The sequence below is a fragment of the Alkalibacillus salilacus genome (genome assembly GCF_030812915.1).
GTDB classification, from domain to species: domain Bacteria; phylum Bacillota; class Bacilli; order Bacillales; family Alkalibacillaceae; genus Alkalibacillus; species Alkalibacillus salilacus.
Genome location: NZ_JAUSTQ010000021.1, coordinates 1 through 21,560, shown reverse-complemented (window position 1 = coordinate 21,560; position 21,560 = coordinate 1). Strand labels below are relative to the sequence as shown.

Sequence of the window (21,560 nt, the reverse complement as noted above, 5' to 3'; positions counted from 1 at the left end):
AACTATAGAGAAAGATCAATCTTGGTTTTGGACTGCGGAATGGCAAGAAGGGGAAGAAGAAGCTCAAAAGGACATTGAACAGGGCAATGTAAAAACTTTCAATACAGCAAAAGAATTATTCGAAGACCTGGATAATGACGAGGATTAATAATGTTAATTACTCGAACTGGAAGATTTAAAAGAACATATAAAAAACTAGACCCCTTATCTCAAAAAAAAATAAAGAGTTGCATCGAGCAAATGGCAGAGGATATTACACACCCTTCTTTAAGAACGAAGAAAATGAAAGGTTATAAAAATCCTGATGTTTGGGAAGCAACTGCAAGTCAAGGATCTCCCGCCTTACGCATTACGTACGAACGTAGCCCACAGGAACTGAAGCTACGAAATTGCGGAGAACACGACACTGTTTACGTTAACCCGTAAGTCACTCATTTTCTTATAATCATTATACTATCTTAGGAATTTCCTGATTGGAAATTCCTTTTTTCATTCAGACCCCAAAAAAATTTGATTTTGTAAAACAAAACAGGATTCCGTCCGAATTGGACAGAAAGTTGTAATAAACCCACTTGGGGAAGATAGCTTTTTCTCTTCTTTGTAAGTGATAATATCATGACTTTCCTTTATACTTTAAAATCTCTGTAAATTCTTGTTCGGATGCTCTAATCTCTGTATTCAAAAATTCGACTAGGTCATTAGCTAACACATGATATAAGTTTCCTCCATAACTTTCCAGTTTGAAAACAGGTAACTTTTCATGTCCTATTACATAGTCAAAAATAGAATTGAAAAGGCGTTCAATATCTTCAACGTTACTATCGTTTAGTGCTATATTAGCGTCTAATTCTTCTACCTTTAAATATGCTAGATCTTCCTTTTCAATTACTTTTAATGCTAGTTCTGTTTCTTCAATTTTAGTTAATTCCAAAAGTATTCCTCCTCACCTTGAACATTGTTTTAGTACCTTCTAGATGGACTAATGCAGTATGATTCCATTTTACAATTTTGTCAGAATAAGTACACTTAAGTTCATTTGCATACATATTTCCTACATAGTAAATCTCGTTGGATTCCGGGGAAAAATCACAATATATAGTTTGACTAGGTAAAGTATTCACAGCTAAGTTTGAATTATGTGTAGAAACTATTATAATTTTACCGTTATCCCTTAATCGTTTTAACTTAGGAATGACATAATCAGAAAGGTATTTTTGACCCAATCCACGTTCTAACTCATCGAATAAGTATACATCATATGAATTGTCTTCAAGTAGAGCAGTTACAGTCAATATTGCTTTCTCGCCCTCAGATGGATTATAGTTGATATTATCACCAACACTCATTGAATGTGTTTTTTTGATAACATCATTCATGAAGTCTTGCGTATTAATCCCATCAATCAAACCTTCAAAATATTTATTTATATTTTTAAAATTGCTGATGTTAAAATCATTAATTTTTTCTATTATATCTCTATTATTTTTAATTGTATTCTGCCTAAAAGGAGAATTATAAGCCTTGTCTTCAGGTGTTAGCACCTGATATCTCACAGAAAGTTTAACTTTTCCTTTCATAGGCAATTCACCCAACAAAAATTCTTCACGCTTATTTAAATCATTTAATGTGTTTTTTATTCTTTCATTTTTTTGAAGTCTTCTTAGCCTTTGATTAACTAAACTTGAAAATCCAATAGTATTAGGTCGTGAAGTCGTACCTGTTTGCCTATTAATAGAATTTTTTAATTCATGTAAGAATTTTTCTGTACGTTCAACACGAAATACTTCTTTAAAATCTTCCATTCTTTTTTCAATCATATCTTTTTTTAGAATTTGTAATTCCTTATTAAAAGCACAAAAGTTTTGTTTGTCCCTATAATCTTCTAAACTTATATTAATACTGTAAGCATCATCCAATTTTTTTATATTATCGGAAATTTCTGCCTTGATTGACTCAGCATCAGTCGAAGGGCTTTTATTATATTTGGAAGTGAATTTATTGATTTTCTGTACTTTCTTATTATTCGTTTGATTCTTATGGTATTTAAATAATTGACTAATTATATTATCAGGTTTTCTCTCGCTATATTTGAAAATACTCTCTAAATCATTAGATGCAGATTCAAATTTTTCGTGATCAATAGTAACCTTATCCTTAAACGAATTAATCAATTCGTTATAATTATCCATATAATACTTACCAGCATGATGCACAAGATTCAAACCTAAATCTTGGAAATAAGGTTGAATATATTCTTCTAGCAAATATGTTTTTCCAGATCCTTTTTCTCCAAACAAAATATTAATATCTCTGTATAATTCAATTCCCCCTATATTTGTACTGCCATTTTTAACTTCTAAATTATATGAATCTGTACCATTCAGATAATTCCTAATGAACATTGGGGTATGGTTTGCCAACTGTATAAAATCTTCAAATTTATTAATCTTAAATTTAATTTCTGGGAGGTAATCACTTGAGTAAGTGGACCAATCATGTACATCACTACCAACTAAAGATAATTCTTCATGAGCATTTATAATACCCATAGTATGTAATTTACCTGGTTCCAATATTACCAAATAACCTTCTAGGTCGGTTTTTAATTGATTTTTAGTATCAGTATCAATAGCTCTTTTCTTGTCTTTATTTCCAAAATGCGGGAACACAATAACATCTTCCACATCAAATTCTTTAACCTTTCTAATGAGATCCCTATAAGGTAAGTTATATGTATTATAATTTCTATCATTATCATTATCAAAAGTCTTTTTAAATTCCTTAGCTCTACTGGGGTTGCAAATTATTATAAAATGATAATGCCCTTCCTCATGATCGATATCTAATTCTATACCTGGCAGTAATAAAAATTCTGGTTCTTCATTCTCAATTTCATTAAATTGTTGCAGGTCAAAATGGTTATGATTAGTTATTGCACAAATAGCAATATTATTTTGTTGCATTTTCTCAATAAAATCTAGTGCACCTATGTTTCTATTCTTACTATCTCCTTCTTTTGTTTTTTTTGTATGAGTATGTAAATCTATTTTCATTTTAAACACCCCTAAATTAAGTATTTACTAACTGCGAAGTTTTTTAATTATTGTGGATCTTAATCAGAAGGAATATCTTTATTCTAACATTTAATGGAAAAACTATCGAGTTCAACATTTATATTAAAAATTATTTAACTAAACTTTTTGAATTGTTTTTCTTATCCATTAACTTTTTATTGTCACTAGTTTAAATAACATACAAATATCTCCCCCGTATGTACAAACAAAGCGACGAGAACGATTTGCCGTCCCTTCATAAAAGTGCTAAAGAAAGCAGGAATGAAGCAAAGCAAAAGACCGAATGATCTCCCTCGGGGTCAAGGAGAGTTATGTGCAAGTATAGCTGAACGTCTATTGAATAGCTGTCAACCCCAAGCACGTCAAGGGGGGGATTTTATGCTACCACGAAACCAAACAGTCTAATTTATCAAACAAGGCCGAACTGTTGGCTAAAAAAGGGTCTGCATACCGCGCGATCCACCGTGCCATATGACATACACAACAGCTTGTCTTACAGCATGTTCAATCCCGTTGCGGATGGTGTTGGTTTTGCTTTGGAATATAAGGTCGTAATCGCTCTTTCGTCAAACGAGACGTATTTGATCCTTCTTTCATCACCATGTGAATTACATCGTCCCCAAAGATATCTAATAGTACTTGTATAAGCGATCTATGGATATAGTAATCGATGTGATCTTCACGTTTATCTACAGATGGTATATAAAGACGTGTTAATTCATGTTTCAATCCATGAATTATCACAGAGGATGTGTTTAAATTCCCTCTAAAGAATAGAATTCTCAAGTACTATTCAAAGAAGTATAATTAAACGTTTACGTTTATGTTTAAATTATTCCCTGAATCAGATATACTTAATAATAAAGAGGAGGTCTCTTATGAAGAGTAAAACAATCGCTTTTTCTTTACAAAAAGGGGGAGTAGGAAAGAGTACAATCTCTGGTGTTGCTTCCTTTTTGTTATCTCAAAAAGGTTATAAAGTACTCCATGTCGACATGGATTCTCAAGCAAATTCAACACAACTTTTAACGGAAGTTGAAGACGCTACGGAAACTTTTGACGAACGTGATGTTCTAGAAGCTATTAAACAGCAAAACCCGCACCCCTTTATTTTAAACATTTCAGAAAACCTAGATATATTGCCTTCAACGGATTATTTAGCTACACTCGATCAGTTTCTATTTAATGAATTTAATCAGTCTCCAGGTGTGGCCTTGTTTAATATTATAGAAAAAATAAGAGAAGCATACGATTTTATAATAGTCGATACGCCTCCTGCTCTATCAATTTTAACAATCAATTCTTTATTTGCAGCTGACTATGTAGTAATCCCAACCAACTTAGAAAAGTTTTCTTATAACGCCATAGAACGTTTCTTAGGGACTGTGCAAGAGGTTAATGAATTTAAAACCGAACAAGTAAATTCTTCAATTGAAGTACTAGGTATTCTTCGTTCAATGCATGATAAAAGAAGATCCGATAACAAAATTTTTTCTGATATGTTAGAAGAAACATACCAAGATGCTTTATTCGAAACAATAATCCATCGAAGGGCTACGACTGGCAGGTTGCCTATCTTCGGTTTTCAAGGGAATACTGAACTTCCCTCGGCAGTGCGACAACATAGATCATTTATTGAGGAGTTGATTCAACGTGTCTAAAGCAGATGAAATCAAAAACAAATTAAGTAATCAAAAAACAAACGCTGCCAAAAAATATATGGAGCAATGGAGCGAGAATAAAAATAACAGCACAAAGAGCACAGATTCAACGGAAGAAAGCAAAAATAAGTTAAGCCGATTCCAAGATAAACAAAGTATAGAAGATACTCATACACGCCAAACTTTTCTGATTCAAAATGATTTAGCCGAAGAGTTAAATGATTTATCTCAAAAAAATAAAAAAGGATTCAAAACTGCTTTCATTAACCAAGCAATTGAATCCGCATTAAATGATTATAAAAAATAATTCGTCTGTAAACCCTTAGTATGATATTTATAGACACTATTCTGAAAGCTCGATTGTAAAATAAAATGCAACAACAACCTATTTTGATAGGGGGATAGAAAAAGCCACGGTAAATCCGTTATGATTAAGTCGACGAAAAACAAAACGAAACCGCCAACACAGAAAGGTCTTGGGTCAAAGTATTGAAGAATGTCCTTCCATTGTCGACGATCGCAGCGAATTCGGTCACTGGGAAACCGATACCATCCTTGGCAAGCGGGCTAAAGAATCTGTCCTATTGACGCTTACCGAACGGCAGACACGACGCGAAATCATTCATAAAATTGAAGGGAAGCAAGCCCCTGATGTTCAAAAAGCGATTATCGCCATACAGGAAAACTTTGGAGATGCCTTTCCACCCATCCATACATCTCCAGTGAACGAGGTACAAATGAACGTCATAATGGATTCATCTGTCGTTTTATACCGAAAGGTCAATCAATGGAGGATGTGTCACCCGATGTTATCAAATATGTGGAAACCTGGTGTAACACCCTTCCATGAAAAATTTCAGGCTATAAAACACCTGATAAATGTTTTCATGAAGAACTGCAAAAAGTTAACTTAAGCATAACTTTTATTTACCCTACTGTGTTTTGTTGCATTTACTATTGCAATTAAGAAGTAATTATTTAATATCAGCAACAAAAGATCTTTGTTGTATTGTTTTTTCTTTTGTTTTAATTGTTTTAATTGTTTTAGAGATCCCAAATCCTTTCTCTCTCTTAGGATTTGAGATCTAAGTGTCACAGATTTTATTCAGAAGGTCACAGATTTTATTCAAAGGTGTCACAGATTTTATTCAAAGGTGTCACAGATTTTATTCAGAAGGTCACAGATTTTATTCAAACATGAAATTTGATCACACTCTTATTTTTTTGTGATAGAATTGATTGAAATAGATACATGAGAGGTGTTTTTTTGAATTCTGAACACTTAGTTACAAAATCAAACCATTTAATTGAAGCTCGTCATCGCCAATCTTTGACGGCTAGAGAACAAAAAATTATATTGTCAGCTGTCAGTATGATCCAACCTGATGATGATGACTTTAAAACATATGAGATTAGAGTACGAGATTTTCATGAACTATTAGGGATTGAAGGTCGTGAAAACTACACACAAATGAAAGAGATTATAAAAAATTTAATGACGAAGGTCATTGAAATACCACGTGAAAAAGGTAATGGGTGGATTATTTGTAATTGGGCGTCTCATGTGGAATACATAGAAGGAGAAGGAAGAATTGAGTTTGGTTTTGACCCCAAATTGAAGCCATATTTATTGCAACTTAAACAAGCTTTTACGTCTTATAAATTAAGTAATATTTTATCGTTAAAAAGTGCTTACGCTATTAGGTTGTATGAATTAGTTAAAAAATGGCAGCACTTAGGTCGTTGGGAAGTGACAGTTGATCAATTAAAAGAAAAGCTAGGTATTCCTGAAGATAAATATAAACGTTATGGTCATTTTAAAAGTCGTGTTTTAACTTCTTCAATTGAAGAGTTAAACGCAAATACAGATATCACTGTGTCTTTTGAAGAAGTGCGCAAAAGTAGAAAAATAGAAAAAATTACTTTTTCAGTCCGTGGAATGAAAACAAAACCCGACTCTAAACCAAAACCTTCTAATGAATTAGAAGGTGATTTGTTAAATGAATTAAATCAATTATCTGTGGGATACGAAATAAACATTGAGGGGTATAAGAAGTTACTAACACTTTCTTATTTTGTGTTTAATGATAATTATAAAGAAGAGTTAAAAAAGCTAATTAAGCTAGTGAATAAACGAATAGATAAAAACAATGATGTGAATAATCCTGTGGGGTTAATGATTTACATTTTGACAGAGAAAGAAAAGTTAATGAAGCAAGGGTATCATGTGCAAAAGTTTGATGAGCATGAATTAGATCAATCTGGAGAAGTTATTCCAAAGTGGTTTGAGGATTTTAAAAATGGAAAGAAAAAAGAAGAAGCATTGATAAATCCCGAAGAACAAGAAGATTTAAAAGCTTTTTTTGAGGGATTTCGCTCTTAGAAATTTAACCAAAATGGCAAGAGATATGAAAACATAAAACATTCATTTGAAGAAAGTGAAGAAAAAAAGGGTCCCAATCCAGTCATATCAACTGAAGTTCGAAAATCGAACACTAGTAATACTGAATATAATAATACTGAATATAGTGAAACTGAACTTGATTTTTTAAAAGAAGTAGAAGAAAAAATAAATAATACAGCACACCAAGAAATCATCAAATCTATGACTGAAAAAATGATAATAGAATATAAATGGGATCATAAAACAATAAATCATATTATTGATATCATTATTGAAGAACAAGTTGTTAATTTCACTTCAAACGATTTTGATAGACAAATAGAATTCATGAATAAACAAATAAAAAAGGTGAGGCATTCCATACTGATGAAGGGTTTGCCAGATACTTAGTGAACGGGCTAAAAAAATCAGTTAAAAACTCGAAACTTGTAACGATCAATCAAGAAGAAAGAAAAAAAGAAGCATTAACCCGAGATAAATCTGTTTACTATAATTGGTTAGATGAATAGCTATTATGTATTTTAATGCAAAGGACACCTTAATGGACTTAACTATTTACTGTATTAATTTTAAAAATGTTTTCATTTTACTTTATGGTTGGTGTTAAATTGAAAAAACAAGTAATCATCCAATGCGTTAATTGTTATACTCATTCAGAAGACTTTGCGTTTATAAATCATGGCTTTGCTTACCAAGAAGAAGACCTTGAATCACTATTTACAAATAATCATATCTGTCCATTTTGCCAAACAACATTATATATAACTCCGACGTTCATAGAATCCTTTCTAGAGCTTAAAAATAAAAAATTCGACATTCACATCGCCGGAAATTTAATTAGCACCTCAGAAGGCCAATATGAGCTTCTGAGCGATACATTAAAGCATATGGTAACAACCGAAAAGGCCCATGATAGATTAAATGCTTTTGAAATCGAAATGCTTTCTTTTTTAATTGATGAGTTTGATAAAAATAAGTGGACAATATTGATTCAAACACAATAAAAAACTTTTTGGGTAAAAAGAAAAAAGTTGTTCTCTAGATTTATCTGATGTAAACTAAAATTATAGTGATTTAGTTAATCTTGTTCTCAACTTTGTTGAGGGTTGTTTATCCTTTATAAACAGAAGGTGACAACACAGTTAAAATTCTTTCGCCAGAGAGCGAAAGCGTAGCATTGAATTGTTACACAGTGATAAGCAATACCTAATTAGGTGAAGTATGCAAATTTATAAGATATCTGATATACAAAAATAAAGATAGAAGTTTTGTTTAAGGGGGAGAGAACCACCCCACTTGGAATCGCCAAACAAAATAAAATATGAAAAACACAAGATAGACTACCAAAAGGTAAGTCTATTTTTTTATGGGAATAGATAAAAATAAAAAAATTAAAAGGAGAGGACTATTGAAATGAGAATAGGTAGCGAAACATTGTGTTAAGCTCTGATAACGCATAAAACCCTTGCGTTCGGAGAATAAACTAGAGCAAAAATTGACGGCTCAATAAATATAGGTCGGGCGGGTTGAATTAATCGAAGAATTGATACTGTTGTACATTGAAAATTGAATCATAACACATTATTTTTTTGTATAACTCAGTTTCACCTTATGGGGTAAATGGAAATGCAAAGCGAAATGATAAGAGTTGATATATCAGCCTTATATTCGATTTTGGGTTAAAAATCGGAGTATGAAGGCTTATTTAACTATGTAAAAGTGGAGGGGATTTAATGGCAAGTATCATCAAACAAGTAAAGGAATCGGTTGAAAAAATGGATAAGATTGGCGTTTCAAAAAGAGAGCTTCGACTAAATGGGCAGAAGCCAGAAATTCATTCTTATAAACAAAAAGAACATACTTTGTCAGCTGGATATAATTTTGCAAAATGGGTTAGAAATGAATACAACGTAAAAAAACTACATCAGTTAACTCCTGAACATTATGAAAAGTATATTCGTCATTTAGAAAATAGAGGGAGGAGTAAAGGGCACCTTCGCAATATTGAAACAGCCTTAAAATTTGTAGAGCGTGGTTTTCAGAAGCTTAGTGAGGAATTTGGAAAAGAAAAAATCACTTTCACCGCTGAAAAGCGATTAATAGCTCCAGCTAAACGAACGGAAAATATTCAGGATCGTTCATATTCAAATTTTGAAATTGAACAAGTTATACCTAAAATGAGTGATAATATGCAAAAGGCTGTAACACTAATGCGTGAACTTGGATTAAGAAGTGAAGAAGTGTCTAAAATTAGAGTTGAACATATTGAAGGAGGACGACTTCTTATATCACAAGGCGAAGGGATTACTAAAGGGGGGCGTCATCGTTTGATTGAAATTCCTAATAAGCTTAATAATGAAATTGAAAAAATGTTGGAAGGGAAGAATGAAACTGATCGACTGGTACCTATAAGGTCTGATTCAATTCGCAAGATGAACAACGAAGCGTTTAGAAGAGCAGGGTTAGAGACGGATGGACGTGGTTGCCATGGTTATCGATATGCCTACGCATATAAGAGGGTTAAAGAATTGATGAATTCGAAAGAACAAAAAATGTTGAGCCAAGTATTAAAACGTTATGGAGAAGGTAAAAACGCTGATTATGGTGTTCATAACAAAGGGGTTTATAATGATATGAAAGAAAAGATGGATTTGATTCATTCTGAGTTAGGACACGGGAAAAATAGATTCGATTTGGCTTTTAGATATATGAACAGTTTGAAAGAAGTATAAAGCCGTATTTTATAAACAATAACAATATTAATGTTAATATTGTTATTAATATTATCAAGATATCCTTGAATAACAACATTTTGTTCTTAAAATAAGTACTTGTTCTAACTTTATGTTTAAGTAAACGTTTACGTTTAAGTTAATGTAGGGATAGATGCAATCGTTTATTTAAAGGGATTTGAATTCATACTATCAAAAATAAACGACTATATTTGTATTGAATACGTGAGTGTGAGAACCAGTATTCTGTAGATTATGGAAGTTAGTATTTAAATAATATTAATAACAATATTGTTATTAATATCCTTATCATTATTGTTATTGATATACTCAATATTAAGTTAACAATAATATTAATGATATTCTCAATCTTATTGTTATTAATGCCCGCAACATTGACTTAGTAAATAATGCTAATGATAGCCATAATAAAATTCATTTTGAAGCTGTATATCCTATTAAAATGTAAAAAATTATGTTATGGTTACAAATTAGGAGTAGACAGTAATTGTTATTCGCGGTGATAAACGCTGCGGCATAATTAAAAGGTAAATCATAGCTTTTATATTGTATGGTTTTTCGCGTCTTTGTATATCAGCATGGTCGAAAAGAGGTAGAATTACTTCTACTCCTTTCTTAATTAAAATTCTAAAATATAAAATTTCTATATACAGGGGATTATTGAATGGAACTGAATTTATTTGAAACAGATGATCAAATTGAAAAGAAATTCAATTCTCTTGGCACTTTTAATGATGTAGCAGATTTATTAGAAGTACCTAAAGAAGTTTTATTTCGTATCCTTATAAAAAATAAAAAGAAGAATTATTCCCAGTTTAACTTGGATAAAAAATCAGGCGGAAAGCGTACAATTTATTCCCCAGTTAAAAATCTAGCCATAATTCAAAAAAAATTAGCTTATATTCTAAATTTGATGTATTCTCCACATAAGAATGCCCATGGTTTTGTGAATGGGCTAAGCACTATTTCAAACGCTCGACCTCACATTAATCAAAAGCATGTATTAAATTTTGATTTGAAAGATTTTTTTCCTTCTATTAGTTTTGCACGTGTGAGAGCTATGTTTTTATACTACTTTAAATTTAATCCAGATGTTTCGACTACTTTAGCAAACATTTGTTGTCATCATGAAGGATTTTTACCACAAGGTGCTGCTACTTCTCCTATAATTTCTAATATTATTTCCTACAAATTAGATAGAAATTTAACAAACTTAGTTGCGCGATATAATTGTAAATATACACGTTATGCGGATGATATTACTATTTCTACTTCAAGAAATTTTTTCCCTAAAGAGATTGCTATTAAAGACGAGGATGAAAAAAAGGTTTACTTATCTAAAAAAATAACATCTATTATAGAGAAAAACGGTTTTTCAGTTAATGAAAATAAGACTAGGTTGAGGAATAAGTACCAAAGAATGGAGGTTACTGGATTAACAGTTAATGACAAATTGAATGTTAATAGAAGGTTTATTAGATATATAAGAGTTATTTTACATGCTGCAGAAAAAGGGAAAGAACAAGGCCAACTTGAAGAGTCAAAAAAAGTATTTAATCAAAAATATAGTTTTAGGCAAAAAAAACAAGATAATAAATCTGATATGTTCAGTGTATTAAGAGGTATGATTTCTTATGTTGGGCAAGTAAAAGGGAAAGATGATGAACTATTTTTGAAGTTAAGAGAAAGATATAATAAATTAGTTCAAGGTTTAGATGTGCCTTTTATAACAGTATATTCAGATGTATATAAATCAAATATAAGAAATACATATGTTATTGAATCGTTATATTATAAATATAAATTTGAAGATTTTACTGGTGAAATCTTAAATTATCAAGGAAGTGCTTTCCTTTTAACAGGAGTGGGGATAGTTACTAATGCTCATGTTGTTTCAGATTTTATAAAAGAGATTGAAAATGGGGCTGATGTAGACAAAATAAAGCTTCATCAATCACAACATACACCCAACACAGGTTCTACTTATGCAGAGGTACTTTATTATAACACTTATTTAGATATTGCAATTCTTAAAGCAGACAATTTAACTATGGAAAATGAAGGTTTTGATTATGATTTAAATATCAAATCAGATATTGATATTACTCTATTAGGTTACCCCAACTATGTAGGGGGGATGCCTTTGAGCTCACGGAAAGGGAGAGTAATAAACGAAAGAAGAGGGCTACCTGATAAAGAGGGAAGTCAAAAATTGTATGAAATTTCGGAAACAATATTTGATGGCAATAGTGGTGGCCCTGTTGTTAATAATAGTAATAAAGTAGTTGGAGTAGCAGTTAAAGGTGGAGAGAATCATCCCAATGAAGTTATTCCTATTGAGGACGTTTTATATGTGTTTAATAAAAAAATGAGAGAAGCCTCATATACTTTTCTTAGAACAAATTAATTCGTTTTAGGATTATCAAATACCAAGGGAGGTAAGGCATTTAATATTTATGAGTCACAGATTTTATTCAAGTGTAGAAACTGATCACATTTTTATATTTGTTTAATTCTGGACTCTTTTCGAAGAACTGGTTCATTTCTTCCTTTATCCTCGTTTTGAGCTTTTCTGGAACGAAGGAACGGACCATATCGTCCCATTGATTTTCAAGGCTATTTGGTCCTATACTTGTAGACATAAGGTAGGGCATCTCCTTGCAAGAGTTGATTTGGTCGTTAACCATGAGGATTTCCTACCTCTTTTTTTATCTACAAAAGTTTTTACCCAAACTATTGTACGTCATCTTCATTAAGAGGATTCTTGTTTTGAATTTATTTAGATTGTGATTTTTAGAACACCCTAATATTAAAACTCCAATTATTCATTATGTATTATCATATTTCTATTTAACAGTTGTTCTCTATTCACTATCCTTTGTGTTGGATTTTCAGAACCTGTTTCAAGTATTAAATAGGTACCATTGTTAAATCTTTTGTTTATATAGAAAAGACGCCCTTCTTCCATTTCTAAATAAATCTCAGATTTATTTTTTTTTGATACATATATTCTTTTTGAAATGATGAACAGTGTCCAACCAAGAAATAAAACCATCCAATATAACAATATATATAGAATCGTTTCTGTTGTGAGAAGGTTGTTATCATTTAATTCTATCCCCCAACAAAAGCGAGTTATTGTATAAGATAGAAAAAAAGTTACCTTAACACCTTTCCAATAATCATGTTGGAAAATTGATAAATCACTCATCAACCATTTTTCATATTCATCAATTTTCCATGTGAGCACTAATTTTATAAATACATATGTTGACAAGATAAAAAAGCCAAAAAGAATGATCCCTTTAACCCCATCTGGTTCTAATATATTCATTATAGATTCCATTATTATCCCCCCTTTATCTCATTATCGTTTTTAAAATGAAAGTTTTTAATTGTGTAAGTTATTTTCTTGTATACTCTAAATGCAAAAAAGCAACTTATTTTAACTCAATGATTAAACGTTTACAATTACGTTTACGTTTGACTGTTGAGTTTTAATGAATGTTCTCTTCTATCTAAAATTAAAGTCAAAGGAATATAATTGGTATTCTTATTAATATTAATTTAAGGAATAATACTGTTAATGTAATTAGATAATATTTCTTTATAGAACCTTATAGTATGGGAAAGAACTTGGTAGCAGAGACTATGCGATAGTTAATCATTTATATTTGTTATCTTAAACAAAATTATTAGTAATTTTTATATTGATTCTAGTATTGGAAAAATATACAATCAAAACAGGTTACGTAAAAGTATGCCGCAGATACAGGTTCGAATCCTGTACTCCTCGCCAAAACTATAAACATTGCTCTGAGTAGCGAGTATTGGATTATTGGTATAATTATCGCTAATTCAATATCAATTGTTATGATGAAGTTATGGGAATCAATTCCGAAGGAAATTAAGGAGATGGTTGCGATGTCAATGTTTACAATAGTTACAACGCTAATAGCCTTAGCGGCTTCCGAGGAGTTAGTTTAAAAGGTAAAACGGTTGAAATAGGAAACCAAGGCTATTAGCAGCATAAGACCATCATATCTTTATGATGGTCTTATTTTTAAAGTGATGTTAATTGAAATATAATAGCAATCTGTATTTTTATAAACTAGATCATATTCATGGAATATTTTTCTTAAAATATATGTATAGTAAGGTAGGTTACTAATGAACAATATTTATACTGCATATTATGATTTAGTTGGCATAGCAAGTTTACTGAATATAAAAGAGAACAAGAAATTTTCTGCAGTACCGGTTTATCCTTTATTTAGAGACCTCTGTTTGATGATATATCAAATAAATAAAGAGATATTTGACGATACAGTAGAGTTGGATCCAGCTATAAAAAAGATACGTCATAGGGTTAAGCTATATCAAAAGAAAGATAATTTTAAAGTTTATAATCGTATAGTAGATTTACACACCTATCAGTTTGGAAATGATGTCGATAATTTAGGTTTTTATTTAGAAAATGGAAAAGTTGTGGGGAGTACTATATACACTACCTATGTATTTCAAGATACTCACTTTTTTAGTACTAACCCAAATGAAACTAAAAAAGTTGCATTTAGATTTGCTGAAATGGTTGGAGAAACACTTGCATTATTTTCAGAGAAACTTAGAGAAAAATCAGGTTACACATTAGCTCCAATAGAAATACCGACTTTTGAATATAAAGACAGTAAAGCATACAAAACCAAAGATATATTGAATTCTAATTTTTATGGAGATAATCAAAATCAAAATGTTGCATTAACAAGGTTGGTTATTAGTTTACAAGAAGCTAGTACTTGTATTTGGCTGTATAATGGGATATATATAAATAGCGATAATGATCTTCAGATAGAAAATTATATAGTGCTTAGATTATTGACGATTAAATTTGATGAGGTCATGGATAATTTAAAAAATATGCGCAAATTTTTATCTGACACTTTTACTTTAATAGATAAACAATGTGAATATGATCTGTCAAAGATTATTCATGATTTTGATAATGAAGTTGAGGAAGAATGTAGAAGGTTACGAAACATGATTCATTATAATGAGGGCAGTGAAAATTTTTTAGACTATATAGATCAACAGTTAAAAATAGATAAAAATTATATTCATGGAATTTCTTCCAAGATAATTAACTCTTTTATGATACCTTTAAATGATGTTATTTCAGATTATCTAAAGATTGATAGTATAGAAAGTATGAATACTTTTTCGAAAGTGAATAGAAGAATATCATCTTTAATAAAAAGAAAAGATTTCAGATCCTCAAACGATTACTAATTTTAGTGGTCAATAAATAAACTGAATTTATACAGTCTATTTTTGTGTAACACAGAAATAGACTGCTATTTCATACATGAATTAAATATCCCCCAAATATAATAAGCATCATGTTTTGATTTGGCAAACGTATTTTTAGGGGTAAAGCGTTTCTGAGTAAGAATGTGTTAGTTGACGTCCTTAGAAACACTTCAGGTATGGTATATATCCAACTTGAGCTATCTATAAATATTAGAAGAGAATCCTTCATTTTCAGAGTCCTTAAAATGGGCAGAGGAGATACAAGCACGAATATTAAAACCCCACGCATAAAGCGTGGGGCGTATTTTTTGAGTGGATCCTTGGCAGGTCGGCGTATCCTGCATCTCTGATAACTATCTCAAAAGATAGCGCGTGGGGAACCTTTCCCACCTCAAAGACCCATTAATAATATATGATTTTCTATAAATATAATACCACAAATCGCTATTATGTAAACAGAAGAACATAAAAATGCTTACAAATCACTCAATATCACTGAATGGGATTATTCGTCCAGATTTTAAGCATTTTTGTATTTTGTGGTCGGCATTATGCAAATCATATAAGGAACTTAAGTATAAATACCCACTCGGATCAAGCTTAATCGCGACTAACAAAGTTTCGGATAATTGTTTATATAATTCAACACTATTTGGTTCTTTTGGATTTTGGCCAACATAATCCGGATTTCTAATCATATTAGGAATATTTCGGTGATGACTCATAAATATATTGAAATGGTCATGCTTGATTAAGTGCTTAATAGCACCTGGGTACATTTGTACTTCTCTATTAGGACAGTTGATAGAAAAGTGGTCTAATATTTTTTGAGGAATTTTTCCAACAACTTGAGTTTCTTTAGAATTTGGATCAATAGTGTAATCGCTCATACAACCCAACCTTTTTAATCTTTGTACATTAATCATATAATATTTTTAATTAGGAAAACTACATTTCCCGATATTTCCCACGAATTTTTTATAAAAAATATGTATTGTATAAACGTTATACTTTAGGCGGACATCCAAGTTTTCATTATCGTTTAGATTCTAAGAGATAGAGATGTTTTTTGAATAATTTTCAATACATAACGATAAAAATATCCCTAACTTTGTTGTTGTTAATATTTATAATGCTGATTTAATACATAATGTTAATGATATCCTTGTCATTAATATTATTGATATTAAAAAGAAAAATACCGTTAAAAACAACGGTATTTAGGCGTTTGGTTTTTCATACTCAATTCTATTTTATTTGATTCTGTTTTGATTGTTTTTAATATATTAGCCGCGATTGCTTTCAATGATAGAGCAACGACTGAATTTACTGCTTATTTATATCAATAAGATTTGCCCATTCTTTTAGGCGATTTGAAATACTTAAGAACCGCTGTAATCCAAAATGTTTTTCCGAGATTAGTTAACCTTTCTTACTCCATAATTAAATATAAGCGAAGGGTCACTATGTCCACTAGTGCTCATGTTTACTGTTAATGTGGTAATAAATTCTTTTTCATCGTGTAATAAAATCATGTCGTATGTAGATGATGTGTCAACCTTGGTCCCATTTTATCAGTTAAACTTCTATAAATGTCCGATATATATTAATTAGCTTCATTGAAGCATATGTAAAACTGAGATTTGACCCCATTCCAGCAAGTTTATGACTTGTTTATGCTTTTTGAATATGAGTCCTCATACAACTTGCTTATTCTATACTCTCTTAAGTATCTAGATAATTCTTTCAGATTTCTATATTCAGGTGTGGCTAATTCCTTATAAAAATAAACTAGTTTATACATTATTGGTAAAACCAGAGATGCCAGTATTATAAAGATTAACAAAATTAATATGTGATCCTCTATAATAAAGTGGGATAGTGATTGCCAAAAAGCTATGCCCATAGCTCCCGCAATTCCAATAATTAAGTAACGATCCTTTTCGTATTCTTTAACTTTGAGATCAACTTCTTCTATTAGTCGGTTTGTTAAGCTTTCAGAGTAATCTGTTGGCATCCACCCATCTATTACATTATACAAGTTTCTTTTGTAAATGAAGTCTTCAATATAAATACTATTAGAGTATTCAGCTGCTATTATTGTTAAAATTGAACCTATAATAATAACAGCTAAAAAATAATCTGCAGTGATAACTGGCTGACTTATTAAAATAAATCCCAAAACAAGAGGGAATATTATAAAAGAAAAAACTGCTATTTTGTCTAACTTTTTTTTCTTATTATAATTTAAATGCCCTTTGGTTATAGTGATTTTAGCTTTTTCATAAGTCCTGATAAGGTCGTGTAACTTCAATTATATCCTCTCCCCCAAGAAATTAAAGTTGATTCACTCCAGTATGGTACTACTTGAAAATGCGTAACCTTATGTCACCCTAATCGAAAACCTTCTAATGATTGATCAATTTCCTCTTGAGTAATTCCGATATAGCGTTTTGTGATACTCGGAGCAGAATGGTTTAAGATATCCTGAAGCACTGCTATATCTTTAGTGGCTTTATAATAGTGATAGCCGAACGTCTTTCGCATAGTGTGTGTGCCAATATCATCTCTCCCGATATAGTCACCAGCATTCTCTAGCATTCGATAAGCTTGCGTTGTTGTCATTGCCTTTTTGCCCTTTTGAGACGGAAATAAATATTCTTCTTTCCCTTTATTATTTGTATAATCCTCAATTTCCTTTTGAATAGATTTAATGTTAACAGAACGTTTTTTCTGGGTTTTACCTTCGAAAATGATGAAACTATCTCGTCCCCTAACGTCTTTTACCTTTAACGTAAGTAAATCACCAACTCGCAATCCCGTATTAATGCCCATTAAAAACAGCATAAGGTCGCGATCAGCCAGGGCCTTTCTTTTCGGACTCCCTTTATTTCCTCGTTTAATTGCTAATTTCATTTCGTTTATTTCGTCAGACGTTCGTAACGGTTGGACATTCTCTACTTTATCAGCCATGTTTTACACCACTTTTACAAATGTATTATTTTATTTATATAAATACAATATAGTACGTTTGAATATCCTTGTAAAGGAGAAAGCGCGAGAATACAGAAAATAAAACGTAAGGTTTTATTTAAAACCTTACGTTTTATGGTGCCTTGAAAAACTAAATGTTAATTCACTTATTATATATCAAACGTGGAGAAGTTAATAATTACTTCTGTTATGATCAGCCTATTGAAGAGCTAATAGTAATGGTCAGGTTTAGTATTCTTGAGAATTGGAATAACGAAGAGATTATTAAGCGCGAGGCAAAAGACGTTCCGTTATTACTATAATTGACTAATCAAATGAAGTGACATACTAATGTAAGATTGAATGATTATTCTTCAGAAGAATTAAAAAAACTATTCAACAGTGTTGGACCTACAAATGGAGGTTACAAAATTTCTTATACCCAGTCATTTTGAGAGTCTTTTTTTAAGGAAGGGCCATTGAAAAATTTTTCTATAAATAACGAGAATTTTTCAAATATTCATTTACTTAACACCCAATTTAATGTAATATATTGTTATAAAATATACAAAGGAGGGTTTTATTGGAAAAAGAAACTCGATTTTCCATCAATTATAGTTATCGCTATTACAAACTCTTCTTCAGCGTTATCAGCACAAGAAGCTAATGACATGGAGGTTATAATAGGGGGGGGATGCTAAATTAAGTAGTAATAGTGTTAAACTAAAGTTGGAAAAGAAGGAAAATGTTAAATTGAAAATATAGAAAAAATGAAAAATAAGGAGAATTCTAGTGATGAAAAAATTTCCTTATACTGTCTTAGTAAGTATTATATGTTTAATCCTAATCGCATTAATTCTGCCTGAGTATAAAGAAAATCTTAATTACTACGATGTAGAATGGATTTGGATTTATTCTGTCATTTTGAGTATATTGTTTTTTCTGTTTGGGATTTTAATTGAGGGCCAAAGACTTGTGCAAGTGTTTACGGAAAAAACAGAGATTAACTGGATACGTCTTTGTCTTGTAAGTATTTTAATTATATTGGTCTTCATTCCGACACCATACTGGACTATGTTTTTACCTAACAATATATTCTTACTCAATTTTATGTTCCAGAACGAAATTCTAGCGATTTTAAATGTCCTTGCAGGTATTTTGTTTGTACGCTCATTTAATATCAAAAATTGATCATTAATACATTCATTTTATAATAGTGAAGAATTAATCATAAATCAATGATGGTGAAAAATACAAAAGTTATATTTTGGGTATTAATCTTTATTACAATAATATTATTTAAATTAAAAGAAAGGATGTTTTACATGAAACTTATTACTTCTATTTCTCTTGCGACATTAACTTTACTGTTTTCAGTGAATACGATTATTGCAGATGATTCAGAAAAAGAAAGTACGGACGATTTAGAAAATGTTGAAATTAGCATAACCAATAACGAAACTGGAGAAGTTACCCACATGGATTCTAAAGATGAGGGCGTTGAGGTTGAATCGACGGGTAATGCTAATAGTGACGGGGATATTGGAACACTATCAAACAGTTCTAAAACTAAAGGATATGACGTTTTTATCCCTATTCCTAACGAAGATGAAAATTCAGATTCTGAACAAATTACAACGCAATCGACAAGCGGAAGAACTGAAACATCTGGAGGCGTTACAGCAAAGCTGAACGTAGACTACGATGTTAGCATAGATAATGAACAGGTGAGATTAAATAGAGTTTTCGGAAGCTGGGACTCAGAAAATTATTTAGATATAATAGGTAGAGAAGTAACAGCACATTCTGGTTCTTTGACTGGGAATAAAATAAATAGAACACCTCTTTACAATCGTTTCTCATATACTACTGGGTGGGATTACAATGATAGACTTGTTGGAGATCTTGCACCTAGAGCTTGGAGTACAGCCAATGTAAGTGTTCAGGGAGGGGGTTCGTTTACCGTTGAAGTAGAGTTTACTTACGCTGATGATTTATAGTGATACACTAACACAAGCAATTTGATTAATTCTTAGCTATCATGCTGTAACGAATTAAAAACAAAATCTATACGATTTACCCCTTCTTTAATGTGAAAGAATTTGTATTCAGTTTATCTTTTAGGCCGATTTGTGAGTGAATAAAGACTATCGGTTTTCTTAGTGAATTCAAAGAACAATATTTATTTTTATTTTCTATTATTTTTAGACAAACTATCACACGTTATCTTAAATTAGGATAAATTTACATCTGTACTTAAATATGATGAACTGTCACTAATCTCAATTTATTGAACAACAAGGTGACATGAGTCAACTTAGTATTAACGTAATCTCCATCTTTCACATTTAAACAAATGGTTTAGTATAGAAGTTAGAAAGTCCATCAAAGGTCATTAATCATTCATTTTAATTATGGGCACACGATTAATGTGAACTGACCTTGGGAAATGAGACAAGAAAAAAACCTATGCTGCCACAGTCCTGTATTCAACAGGGCTGTGGTAATTTAATTTTGAAAACGGTCTTATATAATTGGAATAATACATATAATTAATCACTTTTTCTATTGTAATAGATGATGTAAGGGACACTCTTAGCTGGGCGACGAATTCTTCCGATTTTAACGAGAAATGGAGAGACCCAATAACGGCATTATCAGAGCAGTTGCCTTTGCGGGACATGCTTGTGGTAATGCCATTTCAATTCAATAGAGGATTTATCATGATGATAAAAAAAGAATGAGCGTTGAAATTCACTTTTACTACAACAGGCATTATCTTAATTTTAACGCAATCCTCTAATACAAAAATTGTAAGGTTACTTAAACGTAAACGTTTATATTTACTTAATAAAGCTCAATATACTATTCGGAGTGTAATCCTGTATCTTTGTTTGAGAAAGCCATTGAACTAAGTAGATTAAAGCAAGGAAAGAGTATATTTTATTTACCATTAAGAGTGAAACTATAACGAACCACAATAGCGTTGTGAAACATTACTCAACTAGAATAATACTCTTCCCTTCTCAAAAGAACATCTTAGTGGTAAAATAGGATTGTAGGAAAGTTAGAAAGTAACATTTTCGGAAAACAAGAATAAAGTGGAAAGAAAGGGGCATAACTATGAATAAGACCTTGGAAAGAGAGGTAACTACCGTGAATAAGAAAGTGACCTTGCGTAATAAAAACCAAGTAACTATTCCGACTGAAACCGTACAGATGTTAAACCTTCATAAAGGAGACGCTTTTGAAGTCTCCGTGGAAAATGGCAGAGTCGTCTTAATCCCGGTTGTAACTATAGAGAAAGATCAATCTTGGTTTTGGACTGCGGAATGGCAAGAAGGGGAAGAAGAAGCTCAAAAGGACATTGAACAGGGCAATGTAAAAA

The 21,560-nt window shown here is 31.1% G+C and carries 18 protein-coding genes and 2 pseudogenes; 11 read left to right on the top strand and 9 right to left on the bottom strand.

Annotated features, from left to right (window positions below; all coding sequences use genetic code 11):
• Positions 1-240 precede the first annotated feature (240 nt).
• A complete protein-coding gene (locus J2S77_RS14175) occupies positions 241-426 on the top strand; it encodes a hypothetical protein (protein ID WP_306978436.1) in 186 nt (61 codons plus the stop codon).
• Positions 427-613: 187 nt separating this feature from the next.
• Here the strand turns inward: J2S77_RS14175 and J2S77_RS14170 are convergent, their stop codons facing one another.
• The 3 genes from J2S77_RS14170 to J2S77_RS14160 all read right to left on the bottom strand — a co-directional run bounded on the left by J2S77_RS14170 (position 614) and on the right by J2S77_RS14160 (position 3,803).
• A complete protein-coding gene (locus tag J2S77_RS14170; RefSeq protein ID WP_306978434.1) occupies positions 614-931 on the bottom strand; it encodes a hypothetical protein in 318 nt (105 codons plus the stop codon).
• Positions 918-3,053, bottom strand: a complete 2,136-nt coding sequence (locus J2S77_RS14165) for a hypothetical protein (protein ID WP_306978432.1) — start codon at positions 3,051-3,053, stop codon at positions 918-920. The genes J2S77_RS14170 and J2S77_RS14165 overlap by 14 nt, the downstream gene beginning before the upstream one ends.
• Before the next feature lie 525 nt (positions 3,054-3,578).
• Positions 3,579-3,803 carry a hypothetical protein gene (locus tag J2S77_RS14160; protein WP_306978430.1) on the bottom strand — a complete coding sequence of 75 codons (225 nt, stop codon included), beginning with the start codon at positions 3,801-3,803 and terminating at the stop codon, positions 3,579-3,581.
• Between the two features lie 149 nt (positions 3,804-3,952).
• On the opposite strand from J2S77_RS14160, the gene J2S77_RS14155 reads away from it, so the two are divergent.
• The 7 genes and pseudogenes from J2S77_RS14155 (at position 3,953) to J2S77_RS14125 (ending at position 12,299) form a co-directional block, all read left to right on the top strand.
• Positions 3,953-4,735 (top strand): ParA family protein, encoded by a 783-nt coding sequence (locus tag J2S77_RS14155; protein ID WP_306978428.1) that lies wholly within the window; start codon positions 3,953-3,955, stop codon positions 4,733-4,735.
• A complete protein-coding gene (locus tag J2S77_RS14150; RefSeq protein WP_306978426.1) occupies positions 4,728-5,042 on the top strand; it encodes a hypothetical protein in 315 nt (104 codons plus the stop codon). Before J2S77_RS14155 ends, J2S77_RS14150 begins: the two co-directional genes overlap by 8 nt.
• Positions 5,043-5,178: 136 nt before the next feature.
• Positions 5,179-5,702 (top strand): annotated as a pseudogene (locus J2S77_RS14145) (transposase); the annotation flags it as partial.
• A gap of 300 nt (positions 5,703-6,002) precedes the next feature.
• Positions 6,003-7,118, top strand: a complete 1,116-nt coding sequence (locus J2S77_RS14140) for a replication initiation protein (protein ID WP_306978422.1) — start codon at positions 6,003-6,005, stop codon at positions 7,116-7,118.
• Between the two features lie 629 nt (positions 7,119-7,747).
• The gene (locus J2S77_RS14135) at positions 7,748-8,143 is read left to right on the top strand and encodes a hypothetical protein (protein WP_306978420.1); all 396 of its coding nucleotides are present in this window, start codon (positions 7,748-7,750) and stop codon (positions 8,141-8,143) included.
• A 729-nt stretch (positions 8,144-8,872) separates the two neighbouring features.
• On the top strand, positions 8,873-9,871 hold the full coding sequence (locus J2S77_RS14130; RefSeq protein ID WP_306978418.1) for a site-specific integrase: 999 nt from the start codon (positions 8,873-8,875) through the stop codon (positions 9,869-9,871).
• 685 nt (positions 9,872-10,556) lie between these two features.
• Positions 10,557-12,299 carry a trypsin-like peptidase domain-containing protein gene (locus J2S77_RS14125; RefSeq protein ID WP_306978417.1) on the top strand — a complete coding sequence of 581 codons (1,743 nt, stop codon included), beginning with the start codon at positions 10,557-10,559 and terminating at the stop codon, positions 12,297-12,299.
• 88 nt (positions 12,300-12,387) lie between these two features.
• Here the strand turns inward: J2S77_RS14125 and J2S77_RS14490 are convergent.
• Both J2S77_RS14490 and J2S77_RS14115 read right to left on the bottom strand, forming a co-directional pair.
• Positions 12,388-12,534, bottom strand: a pseudogene (locus tag J2S77_RS14490) (IS256 family transposase); the annotation flags it as partial.
• A 179-nt stretch (positions 12,535-12,713) separates the two neighbouring features.
• A complete protein-coding gene (locus tag J2S77_RS14115) occupies positions 12,714-13,238 on the bottom strand; it encodes a hypothetical protein (RefSeq protein ID WP_306978415.1) in 525 nt (174 codons plus the stop codon).
• A gap of 824 nt (positions 13,239-14,062) precedes the next feature.
• On the opposite strand from J2S77_RS14115, the gene J2S77_RS14110 reads away from it, so the two are divergent.
• Complete coding sequence (locus J2S77_RS14110) at positions 14,063-15,178, top strand: DNA polymerase III subunit gamma/tau (RefSeq protein ID WP_306978413.1); 1,116 nt, start codon at positions 14,063-14,065, stop codon at positions 15,176-15,178.
• A gap of 503 nt (positions 15,179-15,681) precedes the next feature.
• Here J2S77_RS14110 and J2S77_RS14105 read toward each other — a convergent pair.
• The 3 genes from J2S77_RS14105 to J2S77_RS14095 all read right to left on the bottom strand — a co-directional run bounded on the left by J2S77_RS14105 (position 15,682) and on the right by J2S77_RS14095 (position 18,172).
• On the bottom strand, positions 15,682-16,089 hold the full coding sequence (locus J2S77_RS14105) for a PBECR3 domain-containing polyvalent protein (protein ID WP_306978411.1): 408 nt from the start codon (positions 16,087-16,089) through the stop codon (positions 15,682-15,684).
• A 773-nt stretch (positions 16,090-16,862) separates the two neighbouring features.
• Entirely contained in the window at positions 16,863-17,513 is a 651-nt protein-coding gene (locus J2S77_RS14100; RefSeq protein WP_306978409.1) for a hypothetical protein, read from the bottom strand.
• A gap of 74 nt (positions 17,514-17,587) precedes the next feature.
• The gene (locus tag J2S77_RS14095; RefSeq protein WP_306978407.1) at positions 17,588-18,172 is read right to left on the bottom strand and encodes a tyrosine-type recombinase/integrase; all 585 of its coding nucleotides are present in this window, start codon (positions 18,170-18,172) and stop codon (positions 17,588-17,590) included.
• A gap of 1,325 nt (positions 18,173-19,497) precedes the next feature.
• Between J2S77_RS14095 and J2S77_RS14090 the strand changes: the two genes are divergently transcribed.
• Entirely contained in the window at positions 19,498-20,172 is a 675-nt protein-coding gene (locus J2S77_RS14090) for a hypothetical protein (protein ID WP_306978403.1), read from the top strand.
• 467 nt (positions 20,173-20,639) lie between these two features.
• Here J2S77_RS14090 and J2S77_RS14470 read toward each other — a convergent pair whose 3' ends face one another.
• Entirely contained in the window at positions 20,640-20,855 is a 216-nt protein-coding gene (locus tag J2S77_RS14470; protein WP_370871862.1) for an IS3 family transposase, read from the bottom strand.
• Positions 20,856-21,295: 440 nt separating this feature from the next.
• Here J2S77_RS14470 and J2S77_RS14085 point away from each other — a divergent pair.
• Positions 21,296-21,560, top strand: a 265-nt coding sequence (locus J2S77_RS14085; protein ID WP_306978401.1) for an AbrB/MazE/SpoVT family DNA-binding domain-containing protein, incomplete at its 3' end; no start/stop codon positions are given.